Annotated in this window: 21 protein-coding genes and 1 tRNA gene; 11 read left to right on the forward strand and 11 right to left on the reverse strand. The window is 45.9% G+C overall.

What is annotated here, in order from left to right; translation table 11 throughout:
- The first annotated feature begins 55 nt into the window (after window positions 1-55).
- Window positions 56-508 (forward strand): hypothetical protein, encoded by a 453-nt coding sequence (locus tag BHV73_RS07510; protein ID WP_009120950.1) that lies wholly within the window; start codon window positions 56-58, stop codon window positions 506-508.
- On the opposite strand, the gene BHV73_RS07515 is transcribed toward BHV73_RS07510, so the two are convergent.
- Together BHV73_RS07515 and BHV73_RS07520 are read right to left on the reverse strand one after the other, a co-directional pair.
- Window positions 486-1,007, reverse strand: coding sequence for an FHA domain-containing protein (locus BHV73_RS07515; protein WP_009120949.1), 522 nt, complete (start codon window positions 1,005-1,007; stop codon window positions 486-488). The genes BHV73_RS07510 and BHV73_RS07515 overlap by 23 nt on opposite strands.
- 45 nt (window positions 1,008-1,052) lie before the next feature.
- Window positions 1,053-2,144, reverse strand: coding sequence for an HU domain-containing protein (locus BHV73_RS07520; RefSeq protein WP_255380063.1), 1,092 nt, complete (start codon window positions 2,142-2,144; stop codon window positions 1,053-1,055).
- Between the two features lie 244 nt (window positions 2,145-2,388).
- On the opposite strand from BHV73_RS07520, the gene BHV73_RS07525 reads away from it, so the two are divergent.
- The 4 genes from BHV73_RS07525 to BHV73_RS07540 are packed head-to-tail and all read left to right on the forward strand — an operon-like array spanning window position 2,389 to window position 6,496.
- A complete protein-coding gene (locus BHV73_RS07525; RefSeq protein ID WP_255380067.1) occupies window positions 2,389-3,822 on the forward strand; it encodes a capsule assembly Wzi family protein in 1,434 nt (477 codons plus the stop codon).
- 4 nt (window positions 3,823-3,826) lie between these two features.
- Window positions 3,827-4,375 carry a dTDP-4-dehydrorhamnose 3,5-epimerase gene (gene rfbC / locus BHV73_RS07530; protein ID WP_009120945.1) on the forward strand — a complete coding sequence of 183 codons (549 nt, stop codon included), beginning with the start codon at window positions 3,827-3,829 and terminating at the stop codon, window positions 4,373-4,375.
- Window positions 4,376-4,378: 3 nt separating this feature from the next.
- Complete coding sequence (locus tag BHV73_RS07535; RefSeq protein WP_009120944.1) at window positions 4,379-5,692, forward strand: UDP-glucose dehydrogenase family protein; 1,314 nt, start codon at window positions 4,379-4,381, stop codon at window positions 5,690-5,692.
- A 15-nt stretch (window positions 5,693-5,707) separates the two neighbouring features.
- Window positions 5,708-6,496 (forward strand): DUF4738 domain-containing protein, encoded by a 789-nt coding sequence (locus BHV73_RS07540; RefSeq protein WP_022219121.1) that lies wholly within the window; start codon window positions 5,708-5,710, stop codon window positions 6,494-6,496.
- A 13-nt stretch (window positions 6,497-6,509) separates the two neighbouring features.
- Here the strand turns inward: BHV73_RS07540 and BHV73_RS07545 are convergent, their stop codons facing one another.
- Together BHV73_RS07545 and serB are read right to left on the reverse strand one after the other, a co-directional pair.
- Window positions 6,510-7,817, reverse strand: a complete 1,308-nt coding sequence (locus BHV73_RS07545) for a DEAD/DEAH box helicase (RefSeq protein WP_022219120.1) — start codon at window positions 7,815-7,817, stop codon at window positions 6,510-6,512.
- A gap of 210 nt (window positions 7,818-8,027) precedes the next feature.
- Window positions 8,028-9,257, reverse strand: coding sequence for a phosphoserine phosphatase SerB (gene serB / locus BHV73_RS07550; protein WP_009120941.1), 1,230 nt, complete (start codon window positions 9,255-9,257; stop codon window positions 8,028-8,030).
- Window positions 9,258-9,533: 276 nt separating this feature from the next.
- Here serB and BHV73_RS07555 point away from each other — a divergent pair, with 276 nt between their 5' ends.
- The gene (locus tag BHV73_RS07555) at window positions 9,534-10,037 is read left to right on the forward strand and encodes a redoxin domain-containing protein (protein WP_005654168.1); all 504 of its coding nucleotides are present in this window, start codon (window positions 9,534-9,536) and stop codon (window positions 10,035-10,037) included.
- Window positions 10,038-10,267: 230 nt separating this feature from the next.
- Here BHV73_RS07555 and BHV73_RS07560 read toward each other — a convergent pair whose 3' ends face one another.
- Genes BHV73_RS07560 through lon form a run of 3 tightly spaced genes read right to left on the reverse strand, consistent with a single transcriptional unit; the run spans window position 10,268 to window position 15,014 of the window.
- Entirely contained in the window at window positions 10,268-11,410 is a 1,143-nt protein-coding gene (locus BHV73_RS07560; protein WP_087411951.1) for an LptF/LptG family permease, read from the reverse strand.
- Window positions 11,407-12,537, reverse strand: coding sequence for a tRNA guanosine(34) transglycosylase Tgt (gene tgt, locus BHV73_RS07565; RefSeq protein ID WP_087411952.1), 1,131 nt, complete (start codon window positions 12,535-12,537; stop codon window positions 11,407-11,409). Before tgt ends, BHV73_RS07560 begins: the two co-directional genes overlap by 4 nt.
- A gap of 5 nt (window positions 12,538-12,542) precedes the next feature.
- Window positions 12,543-15,014, reverse strand: a complete 2,472-nt coding sequence (gene lon / locus BHV73_RS07570) for an endopeptidase La (RefSeq protein WP_009120938.1) — start codon at window positions 15,012-15,014, stop codon at window positions 12,543-12,545.
- Between the two features lie 170 nt (window positions 15,015-15,184).
- Here lon and BHV73_RS07575 point away from each other — a divergent pair, with 170 nt between their 5' ends.
- Complete coding sequence (locus BHV73_RS07575) at window positions 15,185-15,895, forward strand: tRNA1(Val) (adenine(37)-N6)-methyltransferase (RefSeq protein ID WP_087411953.1); 711 nt, start codon at window positions 15,185-15,187, stop codon at window positions 15,893-15,895.
- Between the two features lie 287 nt (window positions 15,896-16,182).
- Here the strand turns inward: BHV73_RS07575 and BHV73_RS07580 are convergent.
- A tRNA-Pro gene (locus BHV73_RS07580) sits at window positions 16,183-16,257 on the reverse strand.
- Window positions 16,258-16,455: 198 nt separating this feature from the next.
- On the opposite strand from BHV73_RS07580, the gene BHV73_RS07585 reads away from it, so the two are divergent.
- Window positions 16,456-16,794, forward strand: coding sequence for a hypothetical protein (locus BHV73_RS07585; RefSeq protein WP_087411954.1), 339 nt, complete (start codon window positions 16,456-16,458; stop codon window positions 16,792-16,794).
- A gap of 22 nt (window positions 16,795-16,816) precedes the next feature.
- The gene (locus tag BHV73_RS07590) at window positions 16,817-17,173 is read left to right on the forward strand and encodes a lipocalin-like domain-containing protein (RefSeq protein WP_009120928.1); all 357 of its coding nucleotides are present in this window, start codon (window positions 16,817-16,819) and stop codon (window positions 17,171-17,173) included.
- 61 nt (window positions 17,174-17,234) lie between these two features.
- Here BHV73_RS07590 and BHV73_RS07595 read toward each other — a convergent pair whose 3' ends face one another.
- The 3 genes from BHV73_RS07595 to spt form a co-directional block, all read right to left on the reverse strand.
- The gene (locus tag BHV73_RS07595) at window positions 17,235-17,915 is read right to left on the reverse strand and encodes a hypothetical protein (protein ID WP_087411955.1); all 681 of its coding nucleotides are present in this window, start codon (window positions 17,913-17,915) and stop codon (window positions 17,235-17,237) included.
- Window positions 17,916-18,099: 184 nt separating this feature from the next.
- Entirely contained in the window at window positions 18,100-18,906 is an 807-nt protein-coding gene (locus BHV73_RS07600) for a M48 family metallopeptidase (protein ID WP_087411956.1), read from the reverse strand.
- 98 nt (window positions 18,907-19,004) lie between these two features.
- Window positions 19,005-20,192: a serine palmitoyltransferase gene (gene spt, locus BHV73_RS07605; protein WP_009120924.1), complete on the reverse strand. Its 1,188-nt coding sequence runs from the start codon at window positions 20,190-20,192 to the stop codon at window positions 19,005-19,007.
- A 206-nt stretch (window positions 20,193-20,398) separates the two neighbouring features.
- On the opposite strand from spt, the gene BHV73_RS07610 reads away from it, so the two are divergent.
- Together BHV73_RS07610 and aspS are read left to right on the forward strand one after the other, a co-directional pair.
- On the forward strand, window positions 20,399-21,442 hold the full coding sequence (locus tag BHV73_RS07610; RefSeq protein WP_009120923.1) for a diacylglycerol/lipid kinase family protein: 1,044 nt from the start codon (window positions 20,399-20,401) through the stop codon (window positions 21,440-21,442).
- A gap of 193 nt (window positions 21,443-21,635) precedes the next feature.
- Window positions 21,636-23,393: an aspartate--tRNA ligase gene (gene aspS / locus BHV73_RS07615; protein ID WP_087411957.1), complete on the forward strand. Its 1,758-nt coding sequence runs from the start codon at window positions 21,636-21,638 to the stop codon at window positions 23,391-23,393.
- Window positions 23,394-23,410: the final 17 nt, after the last annotated feature.

Genomic DNA, 23,410 nt, shown 5'->3' on the forward strand with positions numbered 1-23,410 from the left:
CATATTTTTCCTATCTTTGTTCCCTGTATCAGTAAGATTACCCAAATATAGAAAAATGAAATACGGAGTAAACAGGAAAGTATTGCTTATCACCGCCGGAATCGTGTGGATGGCAGCCGGAGCCAATATCCTCCGGATAGGAATCGTGACATGGCTGACGGATTCACAATATTGGCTGTTCAAGATAGGAGAGGCTACGGTTGTATTTCTTCTGTTCTTTTTGCTGGTCTTCAAGAAACTCTACTACAAGCACACCAAACGTATCGAACAAAAAAAGAAAGAGAAGAATTGCCCTTTTTCTTTCTTCGATGTAAAAGGTTGGATTGTAATGGTCTTTATGATAACGTTCGGCATTACGATACGCTCGTTCCATTTATTGCCGGACGCGTTTATTTCGGTATTCTATACCGGGCTTTCGCTTGCACTCATGTCCACCGGGGTATTGTTTATACGCTATTGGTGGGTAAGCAGAAAAAGCAATCTGCTTACTCCGCCGCCCGAAGAATGAAGGTGGTGGCGCCGATGGTTACAATAGCTCCGTCCTCAATACGGACACGGTCTTTATCGCCCAGAATTTCATTGTTAAGGAAAGTACCCGTCAGGCTCGGAGCGTCACGCAGTGTATAAACGAGTTTGCCCTGCTTGTTGCGTTTCACGTTGATAACACAGTGGTTGCGGTCCATGCTCATATCCGAGGTTTCTATCGGGACATTGATAACCGTTCCTACGCAGCGACGGCCTATCTTATTGTCGCCCTCTTGCAAAGGCAGCACTTGCTTGAAGCCAAAGACATTCTCAATGACCGTAATGTTTCCGAAAGCTTCCTTGTATTCGGTCTCGTCCGGATTCTCTTCTTTCTGCGGCGCTTTCATTTTCGTCTTGCCCAAACGTATGCTGAATTGCTTTTTGCAGTTCTCGCAGACAAACACCAAGGACTGGCCTTCCGTGTATTTTGTTTCGTCGAAAGTCAGATAGTTCTCACATTTGGGGCAACGGATACGTTTCATTGAATTGATGGATAGTTGGTAATTAATAATTCGCTATGGAGAAAGTCATCTTTTCAGCACCCAGGCGTTCTGAAACGCTTCATCCTGACGAATCTTGTTTAAAGCGCGATAAGCTTCCGCTTCTGTGGCGCACGACTGAATGCTGACACGCATTTTGCCGTCACCGATAATCGCTTTGGCGCCGGTATGGCCTTTGGCAATCAACCGCTGCGCCATGGCATCGGCATCCTTTTCGGTTCCTACGCTGGCAATGATGATATGGTAAGGCGTTTTGGCGGGCTGAACGACAGGAACAGCAGCTGTCGTTTCCGTTTTAGGCTGAACGGGAGCCGCTGCGGACTGCCTGCGGACTTTCACTTCTTTCACGGCAACAGGGGCGACGACTTTTTTACCCGCAGACTGCGACAGGCCGGTTTGAGAGGCTTTCGCCTTCTTAGCGGCTGCCTGCTGATGAACGACAATCGGAGTAATAACCAGCGATTGCTTTTCTATCTGCTCGAATAACTCACCGGGCAGCAGACGGGCATAGTTGGCTTCCACCACTTCCGTATTCTCTATGGGCGCGGAAAAGAAGAAGAACAGAGCCACAATGGCAATCATGGCAACCGCATTGGTCAGATAAGAGGGGCTGATACGAATCTCGTACTTACGCTTCTTTTCTTCCCGGACAACGGGTGCGAAAGGAATGGTCTTGCTCTCGTAAGGCTTACGCAGAACGGCCAGTTCCTGCATCTCGAAACTGTCGAGCCCATATAAGTAAGGAGTGGTAATCTTATTGTCGTACGGCACGAAATCGTAGGCATCGTGAATGTTGTAGCGCAACTCGCCGATATTGGGCAAATCCGCTTTACCATTCTCATGGAGAAGCGACAGCAGCTCTTTCACCGATTTATCCACAATCCTGGTGGCATCGGAAAAGTCCGTACCGTACACAGCCATATAGGATTGCACCAGCAGTCCGTCATTCATCTTCAACTGCGGATTGAAACCGATAATACGGGTGGGGGGCAGGAAAGTATTTTCTTCCGCCACTCTCATTGCCGGAGTATAATGAGCGACAAATCCGCCCAAACCCGGAACAATGACACAATCATTCTCCAATAACAATACTTCTATGTGCTGCGCTAATTCAATCATGTTGCAAAAGTAGCGGTTTTATCGGATATACGCCACTTTCGGACAGCTTTTCTTATTAACAACTTATAAACACGGCGAACTTTGGAAACTCCTTTATCGCCCATGGCCGATATATTAGATTTTTTTCCTACTTTTGCACCGTCTTCCACATCTCTCTTTAATTAGGACTATAAACTATATTATATATTTTGAAATGAACACAGATAACTGTCAGCACTTAACCAGATACAGACTATTCACCATCATGCGTATCCCTATCTGTTTATTGGCCTTTATTCTCATGGGCGGCAACATGGCAACGGCGCAGGTTTCTCCTTTCGTGGAATACGGGGCTACCGTGCATACGGGAGACAACACTCCTTTATGGCAAGTAAGCAACCAACAGGGGCTCGGCTCTGTTTATGACAATACATACATACGGGGCGGACTGGGCTACAAGCATCAGCTCGGCAAGTGGAAATTCGAAGAAAAGCTGGACATGGTAGCTGCCGTGGGCATGAACTTCAAAGGCGACAAGGACATCTTTATCCAGCAGGCATATATAGACGCGCGTTACAAGTGGCTGGGACTGTTTGCCGGAAGCCGCGAGAAAGGCGCTCCGTTGCTGAACAACGCTTTGAGCAGCGGTGACATGACATGGTCGGGCAACGCCAGGCCGATTCCCCAAATCATGGTGGGCATCCCCGAATACCTTTACATACTTCCGCGCCTCGCCATCAAAGGTGAAATATCTTACGGATGGTTCACCGACAACAAATACCAGGAGCGCAAAGTAGGAGCAGGGCATTGGTACACAAAAGACATCAAGTATCATCACAAAGAGGGATTTATCCGTGTCGGCGTGCCTAACGGAAAATGGCAGCTCGACATCGGCATGACGCTCGATACGCAATTCGGCGGAAGCATAGTAGATTCGAACGGCAACGTAGCCAATCTGGGAAACACGTTGAAAGATTATTTCAGAGTATTTATTCCCGGCGCCGGCGATGAAGACAAGCCGTGGAACGACAGCAATTTCTTTCAGGGCAACTTCCTGGGCAGCGAGCAAATAAGGCTGACCCACCGTTCCGATAAGTTCTCAATCAGCGCATATCTGTGCAACCACTTCGACGACTTTTCCGCCATGGGTAAGCAGAACGGCTGGGACGGATTGTGGGGACTTGAAATGAGTTTCAACCATTTCAAACCTGTCAACGCGGTTGTGTTCGAGTTTTTGCAGACTACCAACATGAGCGGTCCGCTGCACGGCTTGCACGAACCCGAAGAAGGCCCTGTGCACAAAACAGGCGGCTCCGACAACTATTACAACAACAGCCTTTACCCCGGCTGGGCGCATTGGGGCATGATGATAGCCAATCCGTTGATTGCGTCGCCCATCTATAATAAAGACGGCGACATGACCTTCAAGTACAACCGTGTAAAAGCGTTGCACATCGGCTGGAGCGGACAGATAAGTCCGGAATGGAGCTACATCGCCAAGATGAGCCACAACAGGACGTGGGGTACTCCCGGCGCTCCCACGCTGGATATTCTGGAGAACTTTTCGGCCTACGCCTCGTTCTCTTATGCTCCCGAAAGATGGAAAGGCTGGAACTTCAACGCTTCTCTTGCCTTGGACATGGGAGAGATATACGGAGATAATTTCGGATTTCAATTAAAGATACATAAATCGTTCTAAAGCAATGAACTACATACAAACAGAAATTGATGGCGTATGGATCATCGAACCGAGAGTGTTCAATGACGCGCGCGGCTACTTTATGGAAGCGTTTAAAGAAGAAGAATTCCGTGCCAACATCGGCGATGTACATTTCGTACAGGACAACGAGTCTAAATCTTCTTTCGGTGTATTACGCGGACTGCATTATCAGAAAGGCGAATACAGTCAGGCCAAACTGGTACGTGTCATAAAAGGCAAGGTACTGGATGTTGCGGTCGACCTGCGCCGTTCGTCTCCTACATTCGGCAAGTACGTCAGCGTGGAGCTGAGCGAGGAGAACAAGCGTCAGTTCTTTATTCCCCGCGGCTTTGCCCATGGCTTTTTGGTGTTGAGCGACGAGGCAATCTTCACTTATAAAGTAGATAACGGCTATGCACCGCAGGCAGAGGCCTCCATTCGCTTCAACGACGAAACCGTCGGTATCGACTGGCCGGTTGCGGAATCTCAATTCATAGTATCAGAGAAAGACGGACATGCCGTATCGTTCAAAGATGCGGAATATTTTGAATAGGATATGAAAATAGCCATTGTCGGTACGGGATACGTCGGCTTAGTAACCGGTACTTGTTTTGCAGAAATAGGCGTCAACGTTATTTGCGTCGATACGAACGGCGAAAAGATAGAAGCGCTGAAGCAGGGAGTGATTCCAATCTACGAAAACGGACTGGAGGAAATGGTAAACCGGAACGCGAAAGCGGGACGCCTGCAATTCACGACTTCTTTGGAAAGTTGCCTGGACGAGGTAGATGTTATATTCAGCGCTGTGGGTACTCCGCCCGATGAAGATGGCAGCGCGGACTTGAGTTATGTGCTCGAAGTGGCGCGTACCATCGGACGCAACATGACGAAATACGTACTGGTGGTAACCAAGAGTACCGTTCCGGTGGGCACTGCCGGGAAAGTACGTGCGACGATTCAGGCTGAACTGGATAAACGGGGAGTACGAATAGAGTTTGACGTTGCTTCCAACCCCGAATTCCTGAAAGAGGGAAACGCCGTGGCCGACTTTATGAGCCCCGACCGGGTAGTGGTGGGAGTAGAGTCCGAACGGGCAAAGCAGCTGATGAGCAAGCTCTACAAACCGTTCTTGCTGAATAACTTCCGCGTCATCTTCATGGATATCCCATCTGCCGAAATGACAAAGTATGCGGCTAATTCCATGCTGGCTACCCGCATCAGCTTCATGAACGATATCGCCAATCTGTGCGAGCTGGTGGGAGCTGACGTCAATATGGTGCGCAGCGGCATCGGCTCCGATACGCGTATCGGCCGCAAGTTCCTCTATCCGGGCATCGGGTATGGCGGTTCGTGTTTCCCGAAAGACGTAAAGGCGTTAATCAAGACCGCCGAACAGAACGGTTATCGGATGCGTGTGCTCCAAGCAGTGGAGGAGGTCAATGAAAAGCAGAAAAGCGTCTTATTTGAAAAGCTGCAGCGACACTTCAGCGGCGATTTGCAGGATAAGACAATCGCCTTATGGGGATTGGCTTTCAAGCCGGAAACAGACGATATGCGCGAAGCGCCTTCGTTGATTCTGATAAACAAGTTGCTGAATGCGGGCTGTAAAGTGCGCGTATACGATCCGGCCGCCATGACGGAATGCCGCCGTAGGATAGGCGATAGCGTCTGCTACGCTACCGACATGTACGATGCCGCACTCGATGCGGATGCCTTGATGCTGGTGACGGAATGGAAAGAGTTCCGCCTGCCGTCATGGGCTGTCATCAAAAAGGCCATGAGAACCCCGGTATTATTGGACGGTCGCAATATCTACGAAAAGAAAGAAATAGAAGAACTTGGATTTACCTACCACTGTATAGGTAAATAAAGGAAGGAGACAGACATGAAAAAACTCGTAATAGAGTTGTGTTGCGTCATAGTGTTGGCTGCATGCGGTAATGGTAAGGAGCAAAATACTGTCGAAGAGGACTCTACGGCCAAGGCTCTGCTTCAAGGCGTTTGGATAGATGATGAAACCGAACTGCCTTTGATGCGCATAGAAGGAGACACCATATACTATGCCGATCCCCAGAATATCCCCGTATCATTTAAGATTATACGAGATACGATATATGTGTACGGCAGCAATACCGTAACCTACAAGATTGACAGGCAGACCGAGTACAGCTTTTGGTTTCATTCATTGGCGGATGAGATTGTAAAGCTGCATAAATCGGAAAGTCCCGAAGATGCGCTTGCCTTTGAGAACAGGGAAGTGGAAGTCATACCCACTACGGAAGTAGTGAAAAAGGATAGCGTAGTAATGTACAAAGGTACACGCTACCGGGGATATGTGTACATCAATCCCTCGAAGATGAAGGTTGTCCGCTCGTCCTATTCAGAGGGTGGTATCAGTGTGGATAATGTTTATTACGACAATGTCATACATATCTGCGTGTATGAGGGCAGGCGGATGTTGTATGGCAAAGACATTACCAAGAAAATGTTTGCCGGTATCTTTCCTGAGGAGACGTTGAGCCAAATGATTCTTGCCGATATGAATTTTATGGGAGTTGACAACGAAGGCTACCGATACCAGGCAACCTTACGCGTACCGGAAAGTTCCGTATACAGTCTGGCGGATATTACAATCGGATTCGACAATCGGACGGAGATAAAAAAAGCGGAATAAATTCCGCTTTTACTTATTCTTGTTTCTTTGCCCGGGCAGGCTTTTTGCCGCCTTCCCTGCGTTTGTTGTTATTCCGGTTACCGCCTTTTCCGTTTCCGCTTTTTTCGTTTCCGCCACTCCGGCGTCCGCCGCCTTTGAAGTTGCTGCGTTTGCGTCCGTCATTGGAGCGCGGTTTATACTCGGGGGCTTCGCCCAATTCTTCCGGCACCGGTATCTTATAGATTTCCTTTTCCAGAAAATTCTCTATGCCCTTGAAGTTCGTCTGTTCCTTTTCGTTGACGAAAGTAAGAGCTACGCCGTCATTGTTGGCACGTGCCGTACGTCCGATGCGGTGTACGTAGTCTTCGCTGTCATGCGGCACATCATAATTGATAACCAAGCGGATATCGTCTATATCGATACCGCGCGCCACAATATCGGTGGCAACCAATATATTGACCCGACCCGCCTTGAACTCGTACATTACTTCCTCGCGCTGCGCCTGCTCGAGGTCGGAGTGCATTTCCCCGACGTTCAGCTTCATTTGCTTCAGCGCTTTGGTTACTTCTTTCACCTTCAGTTTGGAAGATGCGAAGATAATGACGCGTTCGGGCGTCTGCTCGGCGAAAAGACTGCGGATGATTCCTAACTTTTGGTTCTCATAGCATACATAAGCGGCCTGCACAATCTTTTCGGCAGGTTTGGAAACGGCAAGTTTCACTTCTGCCGGATCGTTCAGGATACTCTGCGCCAGTTGCTGTATCTTGGCAGGCATCGTAGCCGAGAACATAATGGTCTGACGTTCTTTAGGCAGGTATTTCACAATCTGCATAATGTCATCATAGAATCCCATGTCCAGCATGCGGTCTGCTTCATCCAGAATGAAGTAGGAGACGCGTGAAAGGTCTACATATCCCAGACTGAGATGCGCTATCAGGCGTCCCGGAGTTGCGATTACAACATCCGCACCCAAAGTCAGACCTCTTTTTTGCTGCTCGAAAAGCACTCCGTCATTACCGCCGTACACAGCCACGCTGCTCACCGGCATGAAATAGGAGAAACCCTCCATTTGCTGGTCTATCTGTTGCGCCAACTCCCGTGTAGGTGCCATTACTATACAGTTGATGGAATCTTCGGGATGCCCGCCTTCCGAAAGCTTGTTCAATATGGGCAACAGGTACGCGGCGGTTTTTCCGGTTCCGGTTTGTGCAACAGCTATCAAATCCCGGCCTTCGAGTATAACTGGTATTGATTTTTCTTGTATGGGGGTGCACTCGTCGAAACGCATTGCATCCAGTGCTTCAAGCACGTTGTCGTTTAATTTTAGTTCAGAAAACTTCATGAATTTCGTTATATTTGCCACAAAGATAATGCAAACCGAGAACAGAATAAAATGAACTTGTTCATTTTTTATGCCGAGGTGCAGCTTATTTTCGTATTTGGTACAAAGATAATGCAAACCGAAAGTAGAACAAAATAAGCTTGCTAAAAAATAAGCTCCTGCGAGAATTAATTATCGCAGGAGCTTACGCATATATGGTATGAACTTATTTTATCGCGGAATATCTATATAAGAATCTTTGAATCCCAGGAAGTAAAGCACTCCGTCCAGACCGATTGTGTTGATGGACTGCTTGGCATTTGCCACGACCTTAGGCTTGGCGTGGAAAGCGATACCCAATCCGGCGATACCCAGCATCGGCAAATCATTGGCGCCGTCACCCACCGCAATGGTTTGGGCTATGTCTACTTTCTCAACTTGCGCTATCAGGCGCAGCAGTTCGGCTTTGCGCTTGCCGTCCACTACATCGCCGAGATAACGTCCGGTCAGTTTGCCGTTCTCTATTTCCAGTTCATTGGCATAGACATAGTCGATACCGTATTTCTGCTGGAGATAACGCCCGAAATAAGTGAAACCGCCCGAAAGGATGGCAATCTTATAACCGTATTTCTTCAGAACATACATCAGGCGGTCAACACCTTCCGTAATAGGCAGGTTCTCGGCGATCTCCTGCATGACAGACTCGTCCAGGCCTTTCAGCAGAGCCACCCGCTCGCGGAAGCTTTCCGTAAAGTCTATCTCTCCACGCATGGCACGTTCCGTAATAGCCTTTACCTGCTCGCCGACACCTGCACGTATGGCCAGTTCGTCTATAACCTCGGTCTCTATCAATGTAGAGTCCATGTCAAAGCAAATAAGGCGGCGCATACGACGATACATATTGTCCAGCTGGAAAGAAAAGTCCATTTCCAGTTCGCTGGCCAGTTGCATCAGCTGCTCCTGCATGGCTATGCGGTCTTTAGGTGTGCCTCGTACGGAGAACTCAATGCAGGCGCGTGTTTTCGTATCGCATTCATCCAGCGGAATACGTCCCGTAAGGCGCTTGATGGCATCGATATTCATACCTTGCTCCGCCAGAATACGGGTAACCGCCGAAATCTGGCGGGCAGACAACTTACGTCCGAGCAGCGTGAGAATATAACGGTTCTTACCCTGCATGCTCACCCAGTTTTCATACTCTTGCGCCGTAATAGGATAGAAGCGGATAGTGACACCCAAAGACGATGCCTTGAAAAGCAACTCTTTCATGATAAAGCCGGAATGTTGTTCTTCCGTTTTACATAGGATACCCAATGACAGGGTGTTATGGATGTCGGCTTGTCCGATGTCGAGGATGGTAGCATCGTACTTGGCAAGAATTTCTGTAACCGAAGCCGTCAGTCCCGGACGGTCTTCACCTGTTACGCGGATAAGAATAAGTTCTGTACTTAATGGTTGCATAAGTTGTCTATTAATAGGATAACAAGCCACAAAAGTAAGGAAAAATCTCGCCTTTTATGCTAAATAACATAAAAAAGTGCACTAAAAAAGTGAGAAAATTGCTTGTTTATTTGGAAGTTACTTTAAGAATTACTTACCTTTGCACCCGATTTCAGAATTAAAGGCTTTGAGTATCAATGAATTCCTCTCATTGCAAGGTCTGAGAAGATGACGTTCCGGGAAGAAATCACTGCCAAAAAGGACAGTCCCGGATAGTATTAACCAAAATCGTGTTACATGAAATATGTAAAATGGATTTTTGTTGTATTACTAATTGGTTCCTTGACTTCTTTTGTAGAAAAAGACAAACCGACCGGTGGTTTGAATGTGGGTGACATAGCCCCGGACTTTAAAATCCAATCTATGTCTGCCGGGCAACCGTTAGCCGAACTTTCAGACATGAAAGGCAAATATGTGTTGCTTAGCTTTTGGGCAAGTTATGACGCGCACTCCCGGATGCAAAACGCAAGTTTGAGCAATGTGCTTCGTTCCGCTTCCCGCAATGAAAATGTGGAAATGGTTTCCGTCTCATTCGATGAGTACCAATCTATTTTTAAGGAAACTGTTCGTAAGGACCAAATAGTTACGCCCACTTGTTTCGTGGAAACTAAAGGCGAGTCCTCCGGCTTATTCAAGAAATATCGCTTAGGCCGCGGATTTACTAACTATTTATTAGATGAGAATGGTGTGATTATTGCCAAAAACATCTCTGCTGCAGAGCTTTCAGCTTACTTGAATTAAGCGCTTCAATGCACAACGCTGCAACGAAGGGATTAAAGAACCTGTAAGAAGAAAGTGGGGTTTCTTCCGACAACGGGCGGTCTGTCCGCCTGAAAAGAAGGAAGAACAAAACAAAAGAGGAAATGAATACAACAAAAAAGCCGTCCCGCACTTGTGGAAACACAAGAGCGGGACGGCTTCTTATTTTAAATATCCTGTGATTTGCCTTGGCGACAGCTTCCTGCAATTACTTACTTCGGCGCTTTCTTATACAGGTAGAATGCTATGAATGCATAAAGCAGGTTCGGTATCCATACCGCAATGACGGGCGGCACATTACCGTTCACCGCAAATGTGGAGGCAATCGTTTGGAACAGAATGTACGAGAAACTTAATCCCAAGCCTATACCCAGATGCAATCCCATACCGCCTTTTGTCTTTTTCGAAGAAAGAGATACACCTATCAGCGTCAGGATGAACGAGGCGAAAGACATGGCTATACGTTTATGATATTCTATCTCGAACTCCTTGATATTGGCAAAACCACGCTGCCGTTGCCTGCCTATGTACTCGCTCAGCTGAGGGCTGGTAAGCATCTCCTGCTGGTTCTTCATGATAAGGAAGTCGGCAGGCTCCATAAACAGGATGGTATCCAGCCGCTCTCCTTTGACGATACTTTCGCGCATACCGTCCATTTCACGAATCATGTAGTCTTTCACTTTCCATTTATGCACAGCTGCCGTATCGTAGGTGATGCTGCGTGCAGTGAGGTGAGACACCAGCTGTTTGTCCTTGAACTTATCGAGTGAAAAGCGATAACCGGTTTTGCTGTAATCCTCAAAACGCTCTATATAGGCAATGACTCCCGAATCGACCTCCAACTGAATATTGCGGGCTGTGGTGGACTTACGGGGCTTATAGTATTTATCCTCGAAATTAAGTCGCGTGACGCTGCCTTTAGGAATGACGTACGAACCGAGACAGAACGTAGTGATCGCAATGATAGCCGCCGACACCATATAAGGACGCAGCATACGCTTAAAGCTCATTCCCGTAGAGAACATTGCGATAATCTCCGAGTTCTCCGCAAGCTTGGAAGTAAAGAAGATTACCGCGATAAAGACGAACAGCGGGCTGAACAGATTGGCAAAGTAGGGGATGAAGTTCATGTAGTAATCGAAGATAATGGCTTTCCACGGCGCTTCATGGGACATAAAGCGGTCCATTTTCTCATTAAAGTCGAATACTACGGCGATGGAGATAATCAGGGCTATGGCAAACACGTATGTTCCCAGGAACTTCTTAATGATGTACCAGTCCAGCCGCTTGAGGAACTTGTTTTTCCCGACAGGCAGTTTTATATCTTTCAGTATCTTCCGGTCAATCTTGCTCATAATCTTGTCGATACACGTTGTACCATCATCGGTTTCCATGTAGAGAAATCACCGGCGATAATATGCTTGCGGGCTTCACCGGCAAGCCAGAGGTAAAACGCCAGATTGTGAATGGAAGCAATCTGCATGGCCAGCAATTCCTGCGCATGGAACAGATGGCGCAGATAGGCCTTACTATATAATGTATCTACGTAAGATGCGCCGTCCGCCTCAATAGGAGAGAAGTCGGTTTCCCATTTCTTATTACGCATATTGATGATACCGTCTTTGGTGAACAGCATCCCGTTACGTCCGTTGCGTGTAGGCATCACGCAGTCGAACATGTCAACTCCGCGTTCGATGCCTTCCAGAATGTTTACAGGCGTACCTACCCCCATCAGATAACGGGGTTTGTCTTTCGGAAGAATCTCATTCACCAACTCTATCATTTCGTACATCTTCTCCGTAGGCTCACCTACGGCCAGACCGCCGATTGCATTACCCTCGGCTCCTTTAGAGGCTATGAACTCCGCCGACCGTTTACGCAGGTCGGGATAGACACATCCTTGCACGATAGGGAAAAGCGCCTGATGATAACCGTACTTGGGTTCCGTTTCGTTGAATCGCGTGATGCAACGGTTCAGCCAACGGTGCGTCATTTCCATCGACTTCTTGGCATAGGCATATTCCGCATCGCCCGGAGTACATTCGTCAAACGCCATCATTATGTCCGCTCCGATAGTACGCTCGATGTCCATTACCCTCTCCGGAGTGAAGACGTGCTTGCTTCCGTCGATGTGCGAACGGAACTCGGCGCCTTCTTCGCGCAGTTTGCGGATACCCGCCAATGAAAAGACCTGGAAACCGCCGCTGTCGGTCAGCATCGGACGGTCAAAGCCGTTGAACTTATGCAGTCCGCCGGCTTTCTCTATAACATCCAATCCGGGACGCAAATAAAGATGATAGGTATTCCCTAATATAATCTGCGCCTTTATATCTTCTTTCAATTCTGTCAGATGCACGCCTTTTACGGTTCCCAACGTACCTACCGGCATAAAGATGGGAGTTTCAATCTGCCCATGGTCAGTGGTAATCAAACCTGCACGCGCATTCGTCTTGCTGTCTGTGTACTGTAACTCAAATGTCATTCTTCTTACTTTTCTATCTTTTCTTTTTTAACGGACAAGTCGATGGCATCAGCTACTTTTTCATCAGTCAGCGCAATGGCAAACACCTCTTTTACATCTTTCACATAGTGGAAAGTCAGTCCTTTCAGATAAATTTCCTGTATCTCTTCAATGTTCTTACGGTTCTCGTCGCTGAGGATAATCTCCTTGATGCCGGCACGTTTGGCAGCCAGAATTTTTTCTTTGATGCCACCGACGGGAAGCACTTTTCCACGGAGCGTGATTTCGCCCGTCATGGCAAGGTTGGCTTTTACTTTTCTCTGCGTAAGTGCGGATGCCAGCGAAGTAGCCATCGTTATACCCGCCGACGGACCATCCTTGGGAATAGCTCCTTCGGGAACATGAACATGGATATTCCAGTTGTCGAAAATATCTTCATCAAGATTCAGCAACGAAGCATGTGCCTTAATGTACTCCAGCGCCAGCATAGCCGACTCTTTCATTACATCGCCCAAGTTTCCGGTCAGCGTCAGGCGGCCGCCTTTGCCGCGACTGAGACTGGTTTCGACGAACAGAATCTCACCGCCGACAGCAGTCCACGCCAAGCCGGTAACCACACCGGCATATTCATTGCCTTGATACTTGTCGCGCGTATATTCGGGAGCGCCCAGGAATTCGTACAAATCACCCGGCTTAATTTCGGTCTTTGCGAAATAACCGTCCGTAGCATATTGACGAGCCGATTTACGCAGAATCTTTCCAATCTTCTTCTCCAACTCACGCACACCGCTTTCACGGGTATAAGACTCTATGATCGCTTCCAGCGTATTCTTGGGAATCTTGATATCGTTTTTCTTCATACCGTTTGCTTCCAACTCTTTGGGAACCAAATGGCGACGGGCAATCTCTATCTTTTCCTCGGTGATATAACCGCTTACTTCAATCAACTCCATGCGGTCGAGCAACGGTCCGGGAATCGTATTCAGATTATTGGCGGTAGCAATGAACATTACTTTCGACAAATCATAATCCACATCCAGGAAGTTGTCGTGAAACGTAGTATTCTGCTCCGGGTCGAGTACTTCGAGCAGAGCGGAAGAGGGGTCTCCCTGACGGTCGGCGCTCACCTTGTCTATCTCATCCAATATAAATACCGGATTTGAAGAACCGGCTTTAATCAGACTTTTGATGATGCGTCCCGGCATCGCTCCGATATAAGTCTTGCGGTGTCCGCGTATTTCGGCTTCATCGTGCACGCCACCCAAAGACATACGGATATACTTCCGCTTCAAAGCAGCCGCAATAGAACGCCCCAAAGAGGTTTTACCCACACCCGGAGGGCCATACAGGCAGATGATAGGCGACTTCATGTCTCCCTTCAACTTCAATACGGCGAGGTGTTCCAATATACGTTCCTTTACTTTCTCCAAACCGTAATGGTCTTTATTCAACGTCTTCTCGGCATTGGTCAAGTTCAGATTATCCGTTGTATAAACGCCCCACGGCAGACTCATCATGGTTTGCAGATAGTTCAGTTGCACACTGTAATCGGGCGATTGCGGATGCATGCGCTCCAACTTATCCACTTCTTTCAGGAAGGTGCTTTTTACTTCTTCATTCCATTTTATGGTTTCCGCTTTTTTACGCATCTCTTCCAATTCTTGCTCCTGGCTGCCGCCACCCAGTTCATCCTGAATGGTTTTAATCTGCTGTTGCAAGAAATACTCGCGTTGTTGCTGGTCTATATCCTCGCGGGCGCGCATCTGGATAGATTCCTTGATTTCGGCGAGCTGAACTTCCCGGTTCAGAATTTCGAGCAAACGATAGGTGCGGGCACGCAATGCGTCAATGCGCAGCAACTCTATCTTTTCATCCTTCTTCAAGGGCAGGTTGGTGCAGATAAAGTCCACCAGAAACATCGGGTTGGTAATGTTCTTGATGGCAAATGCAGAATCCTGCGGAAACATATCCGAAGATTTGATATAGCGTACGGTCAAGTCTTTACACGCTTCTACCAATGCCTGGAACTCCTTATCGTCTTTTGCGGGAATTTCCTCATTAAGCGTGCTTACACGTCCTTTCAAATATGGAGTAACTTCCGTTATCTCTTTCAATTCAATGCGCTTGGAGCCTTGCAGGATAACGGTAGTCGTTTGATCCGGCATTTCCAGCACACGGACAATCTTGGCAACCGTACCGATTGTATGCAGGTCCTCAAACAAAGGCGTTTCCGTATCAGCTACTTTCTGACACACCACGGCGATATATGTACCTTTCTTTTCTGCCTCACGCACCAATTTCAGGGAAGATTTTCTTCCGACAGACACCGGCATAAACACACCCGGAAACAAAACCATGTTCCGCAGAGGTAATACCGGCAGGATTTCATCAACCTCAATATCCATCAATTGTTCTTCATTCCCCTCAAAATCAGCAATTACAGAAAACGCATTTTCATTCCTATCTTCGATATCACTCAAGTAATTTCTTTTCTTCATCTCATTCTTTTTAGTTTATGTCATATTGGCAGGCCAATAAGGCGTCTGCAAAGTTAGCTATTTCTTCTATTAAATAGGCGTTCCTTTCTTTAAAAAGACAAAAACGATGCCAAAATTGCCGCTATTTGGGCGGCTTTGATTATTTTTGAGTCCGATTAACAAAAACAAATATGCCGAATCCTTATTTCCAGTTCAAACAATTTACCGTCCGGCACGACAAATGCGCCATGAAAGTAGGTACAGACGGAGTGCTATTAGGGGCGTGGGCTCCGGTTCAAGGTGCTAAACGAATTCTTGATGTAGGAGCGGGTAGTGGTCTAATATCCTTACAATTAGCGCAGCGTAATCCGGAAGCCGCAATTACCTCTGTCGAAATAGACCCGGCAGCGGCGGCGCAAGCCCAAGAGAATATTCAATCGTCCCCCTGGAACCATCGGATGGAAGTGGTATGCTGTGACTTCCGCAAGTATCATCCGGAAGACAAATTCGACCTGATTGTTTCCAACCCGCCTTATTTTGTCGATGCCCTGAAATGCCCGGACAATCAGCGCTGCATGGCACGGCACACGAGTGAACTGAGCTATGAATTGCTCTTCGGACATTCGGCGCATTTCTTATCGGAACGGGGAAGTATAAGCATTATCATTCCGGCGGAAGTTGAAAAGACGGTGGTTGATACAGCCTGGAAGTATAATTTTCATCCACATCGCCGCTTGTATGTTTTTACCAAACCCGGAAAACCTTGCCGGCGCGTGTTATTGACTTTCGGCTATCAGGATGTACCATGTATCGAGGACAGTCTTTACATAGAAGGAGAGAAGCACGGACAGTTTACCCCGGAGTACATCGCCCTGACCAAAGACTTTTATTTGAGAATGTAAGCTGTGCAAATTCGTCTTGCGGAATGAATATATTCATCCTGAGAAACGGATATATTTGTCTTGTGAGACGAATTAATTCGTCTCGGGAGATGGTTTTATTTATCTCACGAGGCAATTCCTTATATAGCAAAAGAACAAGGATTCACCCGCTAACCCGTATAAACAGGTGTGTGGAAGGTGAAGGGCAAAAGTACAAACCCGGTTTATTTATGTATAATCCATCGTCGTCGGAGAGTATCTATGATACAAAAAAAACGAACCACTGAATTTCAGTGGCTCGTTTTCTGTCGGGGTAGCGGGATTCGAACCCACGACCCCCTGCTCCCAAAGCAGGTGCGCTAACCGGACTGCGCTACACCCCGAGTGCTTTACTTCTTAAAAGCGAGTGCAAAGGTAAAATCTTTTTTGATATAGACCAAATCTTTTTATGATTTTATCTGAAATAAAATTATAAAAGTCTGGGAAACAATATACGGGAACAGTTAATTATTCTCTGCCTCTTTGATACGTTCTCTTTTATATCTATTTTTGTAGAAATAATCTTAATAAAATCAGAGAATATGAAGTTGACCAAACCTATTTTACTTGTTACCGTTATTCTGTTGGGATGTGCTTCCTGCAAAAATAAAGCCGGAAATACAGAACAGGAAAGCGCAAAGCCCGGTACAGAGGAGATTAACGATTCCGTATATCATGCACAAGGCGTAGTTATGGATGCTACCATGAATGGATTCACAATGGTTACCCCGAAAAACGATACCTTATATATAAGTACAATGGATCAGGATATAGCCTTGGAAGAAGGACTATCAGTAGGAGATACATTAGAGGTTTCGTACACGGTTACCGAAGATGAACCCGGCATTAACATTGCATCTGCCATAACGAAAATACATTAACTCACTTTTAAAAACATATAGTATGAAGAAACTTTTATTGGCAGCCGCCGTATTGGTTATTGCAATGGCCGCTTGTAATGAAAAGCAAAGCAAAGACTCTATCATTGGCTCATGGGTAATGCCTATCGAAGGACAGCCGGGAAAAATGCAGGGTATCAAACTGGAAGAGGGCGGGGATGCATCTTCCATTAATATGGCTACGCTGGTATATAAATATTGGGAACAACAAGGAGATGAACTTTATCTCACGGTAAAAAGCATTGGTAACGGTATGGAGATAGAGGGGATAGACACCTTAAGAATTGAGAAACTTACGGCTGACTCATTAATCTTAAATTCCAATTACGGCTATACACTACGTTATGTAAGAGAAAAGTAAGATAATAAAGGGGAATGCGCAACAGTCCGTATTCCCCTTCCTTTTTATACCCAAAGAACCATTATTTCATTCTTGCAGCAATAGCCAGCAGCACCCCGAGCACAACACCCAAAATAGCGGCAAACAAAACTCTTACCTCGCCCGGTAACAAGAAAGTAATGGTGTGGGCGGGGTACCAGAAAAAAGGAATCGTTTTCTTAAAAACAAAATTCCATTGCGCATCCCAATTAAGATGCGTAATAATACGCGTCATCGGGATAGGGGTAATAAGACTGCGAAGCGAACCGCCACAATCCAGAATATGTGTATCCGTTATCTTGTGAAATGTCATGAATACAGGAGCAAAGATTGTGTTCATGGCAACAGATATAGCCAGAGCAATCCATAACTTGTCCAAACAGAAACCGCCGTTAATTATCACCGAAGCATCCGCCATCCCCATATACTCCATAAACTGTGGCACACCTTTAGAAAAGATAATCATCGCCATATTGATTCCCATCCCTAAAATACCCCATACAACCGCACGGGAAAGTACTCCGAATCCTTTTCTGTTATATACTCCGGCACTGATGCGAAGCCCCAGCATCTCACCTAAAGTAGCAAGCACTCCGAATTTCAGGAAACTCATTACCATACCATGTGTGGCATTGAAAGACTTATACCAGCCGTAAACCGCATCACTCACGAAAAAAGGTAAGAAGATTACGATTAGGACGAAAAGGAAATCTTGCTTTTTCATTCAAATGTTGTGCTTTTCATTAATAATAACAGCAAACATACTAAAATAAATTCAATATCAAAGCAATCAGACAAGTAAAACCGGTAAATCAAAGCAAAAGTACGTTTTATCCTTTTATTATCAAGAAAAAAGGCAGAATTCAAATGAAATCCTGCCTCTCTCTGTAATTTGGAAATACAATCTCTTATTGCTTGTTTTTCATATATTCATCAGCTTTCTCCTTAGCACGAGCTACTCGTTTCGCCGTATCCGGATGAGATGAAAACATCTTTTGGAATTTAGACTCCTTGGGAGCTTCCGCTGAAAGTTCCAGCAGTTTATTCAAAGCATTATACATGGCATAAGGATCCAAATTATTCTTTATAGAAAATTCAAAACCGTAATCGTCCGCTTCCGCTTCCTGCTTTTGGGAGTATTGCGCACCCGCCAAAGCTTCCGCCATAGCGCCTAACTCGGAATCAGTCAGCTTTGATACGGTAGAGCTTGCAGCGCCTGCGGCATTCTTCACTGCAGAACGAAGATAAGCGCTCTTCATAGCATCTTTGGAGTCTGTATGAATTACATGGCCTATCTCATGACCTACCACAGCCATCACTTCATCATCCGTCATAATATCCATTAACCCGGCGCAAATACGTACGCTGCCGTCACCGCAAGCAAAAGCGTTCACGTCGATAACTTCATAAACGCCAAAGTTTACTTTCAGACCATCCACCTCTTTAATATGCCCGGTCAGTTTTTCCAGACGTTTACCATACTCCGTATCAGGTTTGGTCAAAGGATTGTGAGTATCCATCCATTGCATATACTCCTTACTCATAGCTACAATATCCGCATCCGAAAGAGTTATAGCTTTAGCGGCATCAGTGCCGGCCTGAACAACCTTACCTACATTTATTTTCTTACCGCCAATTTTAAACTGCGCATAGGCAGTTGTAGTGTAAGTCATTCCGCATACAATAGCGGCGAAAATCAGAATTTGTTTTTTCATGTTGTTTGGTTTGTTTTAATGGATTATTTTATAAAAGAAAGCCGTTTAACCGACCCACGATTAAACGGCTTTTATCTTTGCTTTAATTCTTCATTCTTTTACTTGATTATTCCCAATTCCCTGAAGCATTTAGTCAACTTCTCAACGGCATAATCTACCTGTTCCTTAGTATGAGTAGCCATCAATGCTACGCGTACCAATGTATCTTGAGGAGCGCATGCAGGCGGAATTACCGGATTGATAAAGATACCTTCATCAAAAGCCATCTTCGTTACAACAAATGTCTTTTCCGTATCACGCACATACAAAGGTATGATAGGCGATTCGGTTTCGCCAATCTCAAAACCGGCATCACGGAAACTCTTCAATGCGTAATTGGTAATATCCCACAGGCGTTGAATGCGTTCCGGTTCTGATTTAATAATATGGAGAGCTTCACGGGCTGCAGCCGTTGCTCCCGGCGTACTGCTTGCCTGGAATATATAAGAACGGGCATTGTGACGCAACCAATTGATGACATCTTTGTCACCCGCGATAAAACCGCCGATAGAAGCCAATGACTTACTGAAAGTTCCCATTATCAGGTCGATATCTTCGGTCACTCCGAAATGGTCGCAAACACCACGGCCTTGCTTACCGAATACACCCAAACCGTGAGCTTCGTCCACATAAATACTGGCATTATATTTCTTTTTCAAACGAACGATTTCCGGCAAATTAGCCAAATCACCCTCCATTGAGAATACGCCATCTACAACAATCAGCTTTACGGCATCCGGCTCACACTTCTGGAGTTCCTTTTCAAGGTCTTCCATATCATTGTGCTTATACTTTAATTGTGTAGCGAAAGAAAGGCGGCGTCCGTCTACGATAGAAGCATGGTCACGGTCATCACAAATAATGTAATCACCACGTCCTACCACCGCGGGAATAATACCTTCATTTACAGTAAAACCGGTAGAAAAACAAAGAGCTTCGTCTTTGCCTACGAATTCGGCCAATTCCTTTTCCAATTCAACATGTATATCAAGAGTACCATTCAGAAAACGGGAACCGGCACAACCTGTACCATATTTTTCAGTGGCAGCTATTGAAGCGTCAATGATTCGTTTGTCGTATGTCAGTCCCATATATGCGTTCGAACCGAACATCAGAACCTTTTTGCCATCCATCATCACCTCTGTATCCTGGTGGCTGTTAATTGTGCGGAAATAAGGGTATACCCCTTTTGCCATAAATTGTTGCGGCAAATCATATTTCGCGAATTTGTCTTGCAGTAAACCCATGAAATGTCTTTTATATAATGAATATTTAATTCTATTAAAAACAAGTTCTTAAAAACAGGGGGCAAAGATAGCAAAATATGTTGTTATCTGTTCCATTTACTCTAAAAAATCTGCTCTAACTCGTTTTAAGAGATTCATATGGTTAAAATTTAAAGGATTTATATTACTTTTGCATGACAGAAAACCCCATAGTAATATCCGTTTAAATGGACGATAGTAAAAAGAAAATATCATTTATAATAAATCCCATATCCGGTACGCAGGGTAAGGAGCAAATATTGAAATGGCTCGATGAAAAGCTGGATAAGAGCCGCTACATACCGGAAGTAATTTATACGGAATGGGCGGGGCACGCCGTTGAAATAGCCGCCCGGAAAGCTAAAGAAGAGGTTTTTGCCGTTGTTGCCATCGGCGGAGACGGAACAATCAACGAGATAGCACGCTCATTGGTGCACACTAAAACGGCATTGGGCATCATCCCATGCGGTTCCGGCAACGGGTTGGCACGCCATCTGCAGATTCCCATGGAGGCAAAAAAAGCAATTGATATTATCAATGAGGGATTGATAGATATCATTGACTATGGTAAAATCAATGATGTTCCTTTTTTCTGTACCTGCGGAGTAGGATTCGACGCATTTGTCAGTCTGCAATTTTCCAAAGCCGGCAGGAGAGGCCCGCTCATATATCTGGAGAAGACACTGCTTGAAAGCCTCAAGTACAAGCCGGAAACATATGAGTTGGAGATGGATGGCAGTACCTCGCGATACAAAGCTTTCCTGATAGCATGCGGCAATGCCTCACAATATGGGAATAACGCCTATATAACCCCACAGGCCACGTTAAATGACGGATTGCTGGATGTTACTATTTTGGAGCCTTTTACCGTATTGGACGTACCGGCATTATCATTCCAGTTGTTCAACAAGACTATCGACCAAAACAGCCGTATAAAGACTTTCCGTTGTAAAACACTTCGTATTCACCGTTCCAAACCGGGAGTGATACATTTCGATGGAGACCCGATGATGATGGGAGAAAACATCGATGTGAATATCCTCAAAAGAGGCTTACAGGTTATTGTACCCAAGAATGCCGAAAAAGACACTTCAAACGTATTGCAACGTGCCCAGGATTACATCAATGGCCTGAAACAAATAAATGAAGCCATAATGGAAGACATTACCCATACGAATAGAAGGATATTGGATAAAGGCAAGGAACAAATAAAAAGACTCAGAAAGAATTAAACTCTACGAGTGACGTTGCAGCTGTTTTAGGATTGATAATTTTACTGTCAACTGCTAGATACGGTTATTTTTTAAAATAAACTCTTCTGTTTTGATACGTCTGTAATATGTTTTATGTATTTTTGCATGATATTTATGCAGTAAAGGGCATTGTATAGCCAAAAGAATAAATTATAAAGTTATATATAATAATATGTATAGATCACACACCTGTGGAGAATTGCGTATCTCCGACGTTAATAAGCAAGTGACGCTGGCAGGTTGGGTACAGCGCAGCCGTAAAATGGGAGGTATGACATTCGTGGACCTTCGCGACCGTTACGGAATCACCCAATTAGTATTTAATGAAGAAGTAGATGCCGAACTTTGCGAGCAGGCCAACCGCTTGGGCCGTGAATTCGTAATTCAAATAGTAGGAACGGTAAATGAGCGTTTCAGCAAAAACAAAAATATTCCTACGGGAGATATCGAAATCATTGTTTCAGAACTGAATATACTTAATTCAGCTTTAACTCCGCCTTTCACAATCGAAGATAATACGGACGGCGGCGATGATATCCGTATGAAATACCGTTATCTGGACTTACGCCGCGCCGCAGTACGCAAGAATCTGGAGTTGCGCCATAAAATGACAATCGAGGTACGTAAATATCTGGATAGCAAAGGATTCATTGAAGTAGAGACTCCTCTTCTCATCGGTTCCACCCCGGAAGGCGCGCGCGACTTTGTTGTTCCCTCACGTATGAACCCGGGACAATTCTATGCACTGCCGCAGAGCCCTCAAACATTGAAGCAATTACTGATGGTTTCAGGCTTTGACCGCTACTTCCAAATCGCGAAATGTTTCCGTGACGAAGACCTCCGTGCCGACCGCCAACCGGAATTTACACAAATCGACTGTGAAATGTCTTTTGTACAACAAGACGATGTAATCGAGCTTTTTGAAGGTATGGCAAAGTACCTTTTCAAGGAAATTCGTGGTGTTGAGTTGACAGAACCGTTCCAGCGGATGCCTTGGGCGGATGCCATGAAATATTATGGTAGCGACAAACCCGATTTGCGCTTCGGTATGAAGTTTGTGGAATTGATGGACATCATGAAAGGCCATGGTTTCTCTGTATTCGACAATGCCGCATATATCGGCGGTATTTGTGCGGAAGGCGCCGCAAGCTACACCCGCAAACAATTGGACGCCTTGACCGAATTCGTAAAGAAACCGCAAATCGGAGCAAAGGGTATGGTATATGCCCGTATAGAAGCTGACGGTACTGTAAAATCGAGTGTCGACAAGTTCTATACACAAGAAATTCTGCAAGATATGAAAGCAGCCTTTGGCGCAAAACCCGGCGACTTGATTCTTATCTTGAGCGGTGATGATGTAATGAAAACCCGCAAGCAACTGAACGAACTTCGTCTTGAAATGGGTAATCAATTAGGCTTACGCGACAAGAATAAGTTTGCATTGCTTTGGATAGTCGACTTCCCCATGTTCGAATGGAGTGAAGAAGAAGGTCGCTTAATGGCTATGCATCATCCGTTTACGCATCCGAAAGATGAAGATATTCCTTTGTTGGACACAGATCCTGCGGCTGTTCGTGCCGATGCTTACGATATGGTATGTAACGGTATTGAAGTGGGGGGTGGCTCTATCCGTATCCACGATGCCCAATTGCAGGCTAAGATGTTCGAAATATTGGGCTTCACACCGGAAAAGGCTGAAGAACAGTTCGGCTTTTTGATGAATGCCTTCAAATTCGGCGCACCTCCTCATGGCGGTTTGGCTTACGGCCTTGACCGTTGGGTAAGCATCTTTGCCGGCCTCGACAGTATCCGTGACTGCATTGCATTCCCGAAGAATAACTCCGGCCGCGATGTCATGTTGGATGCGCCTTCGGCCATCGACCAAAAGCAATTGGATGAACTGAACCTTATTGTTGAGGTAAAAGAATAAAAACCAGAGAACAGGAG

The organism is Bacteroides sp. 44_46, assembly GCF_001915465.1.
Taxonomy (GTDB): Bacteria; Bacteroidota; Bacteroidia; order Bacteroidales; family Bacteroidaceae; genus Bacteroides; species Bacteroides clarus.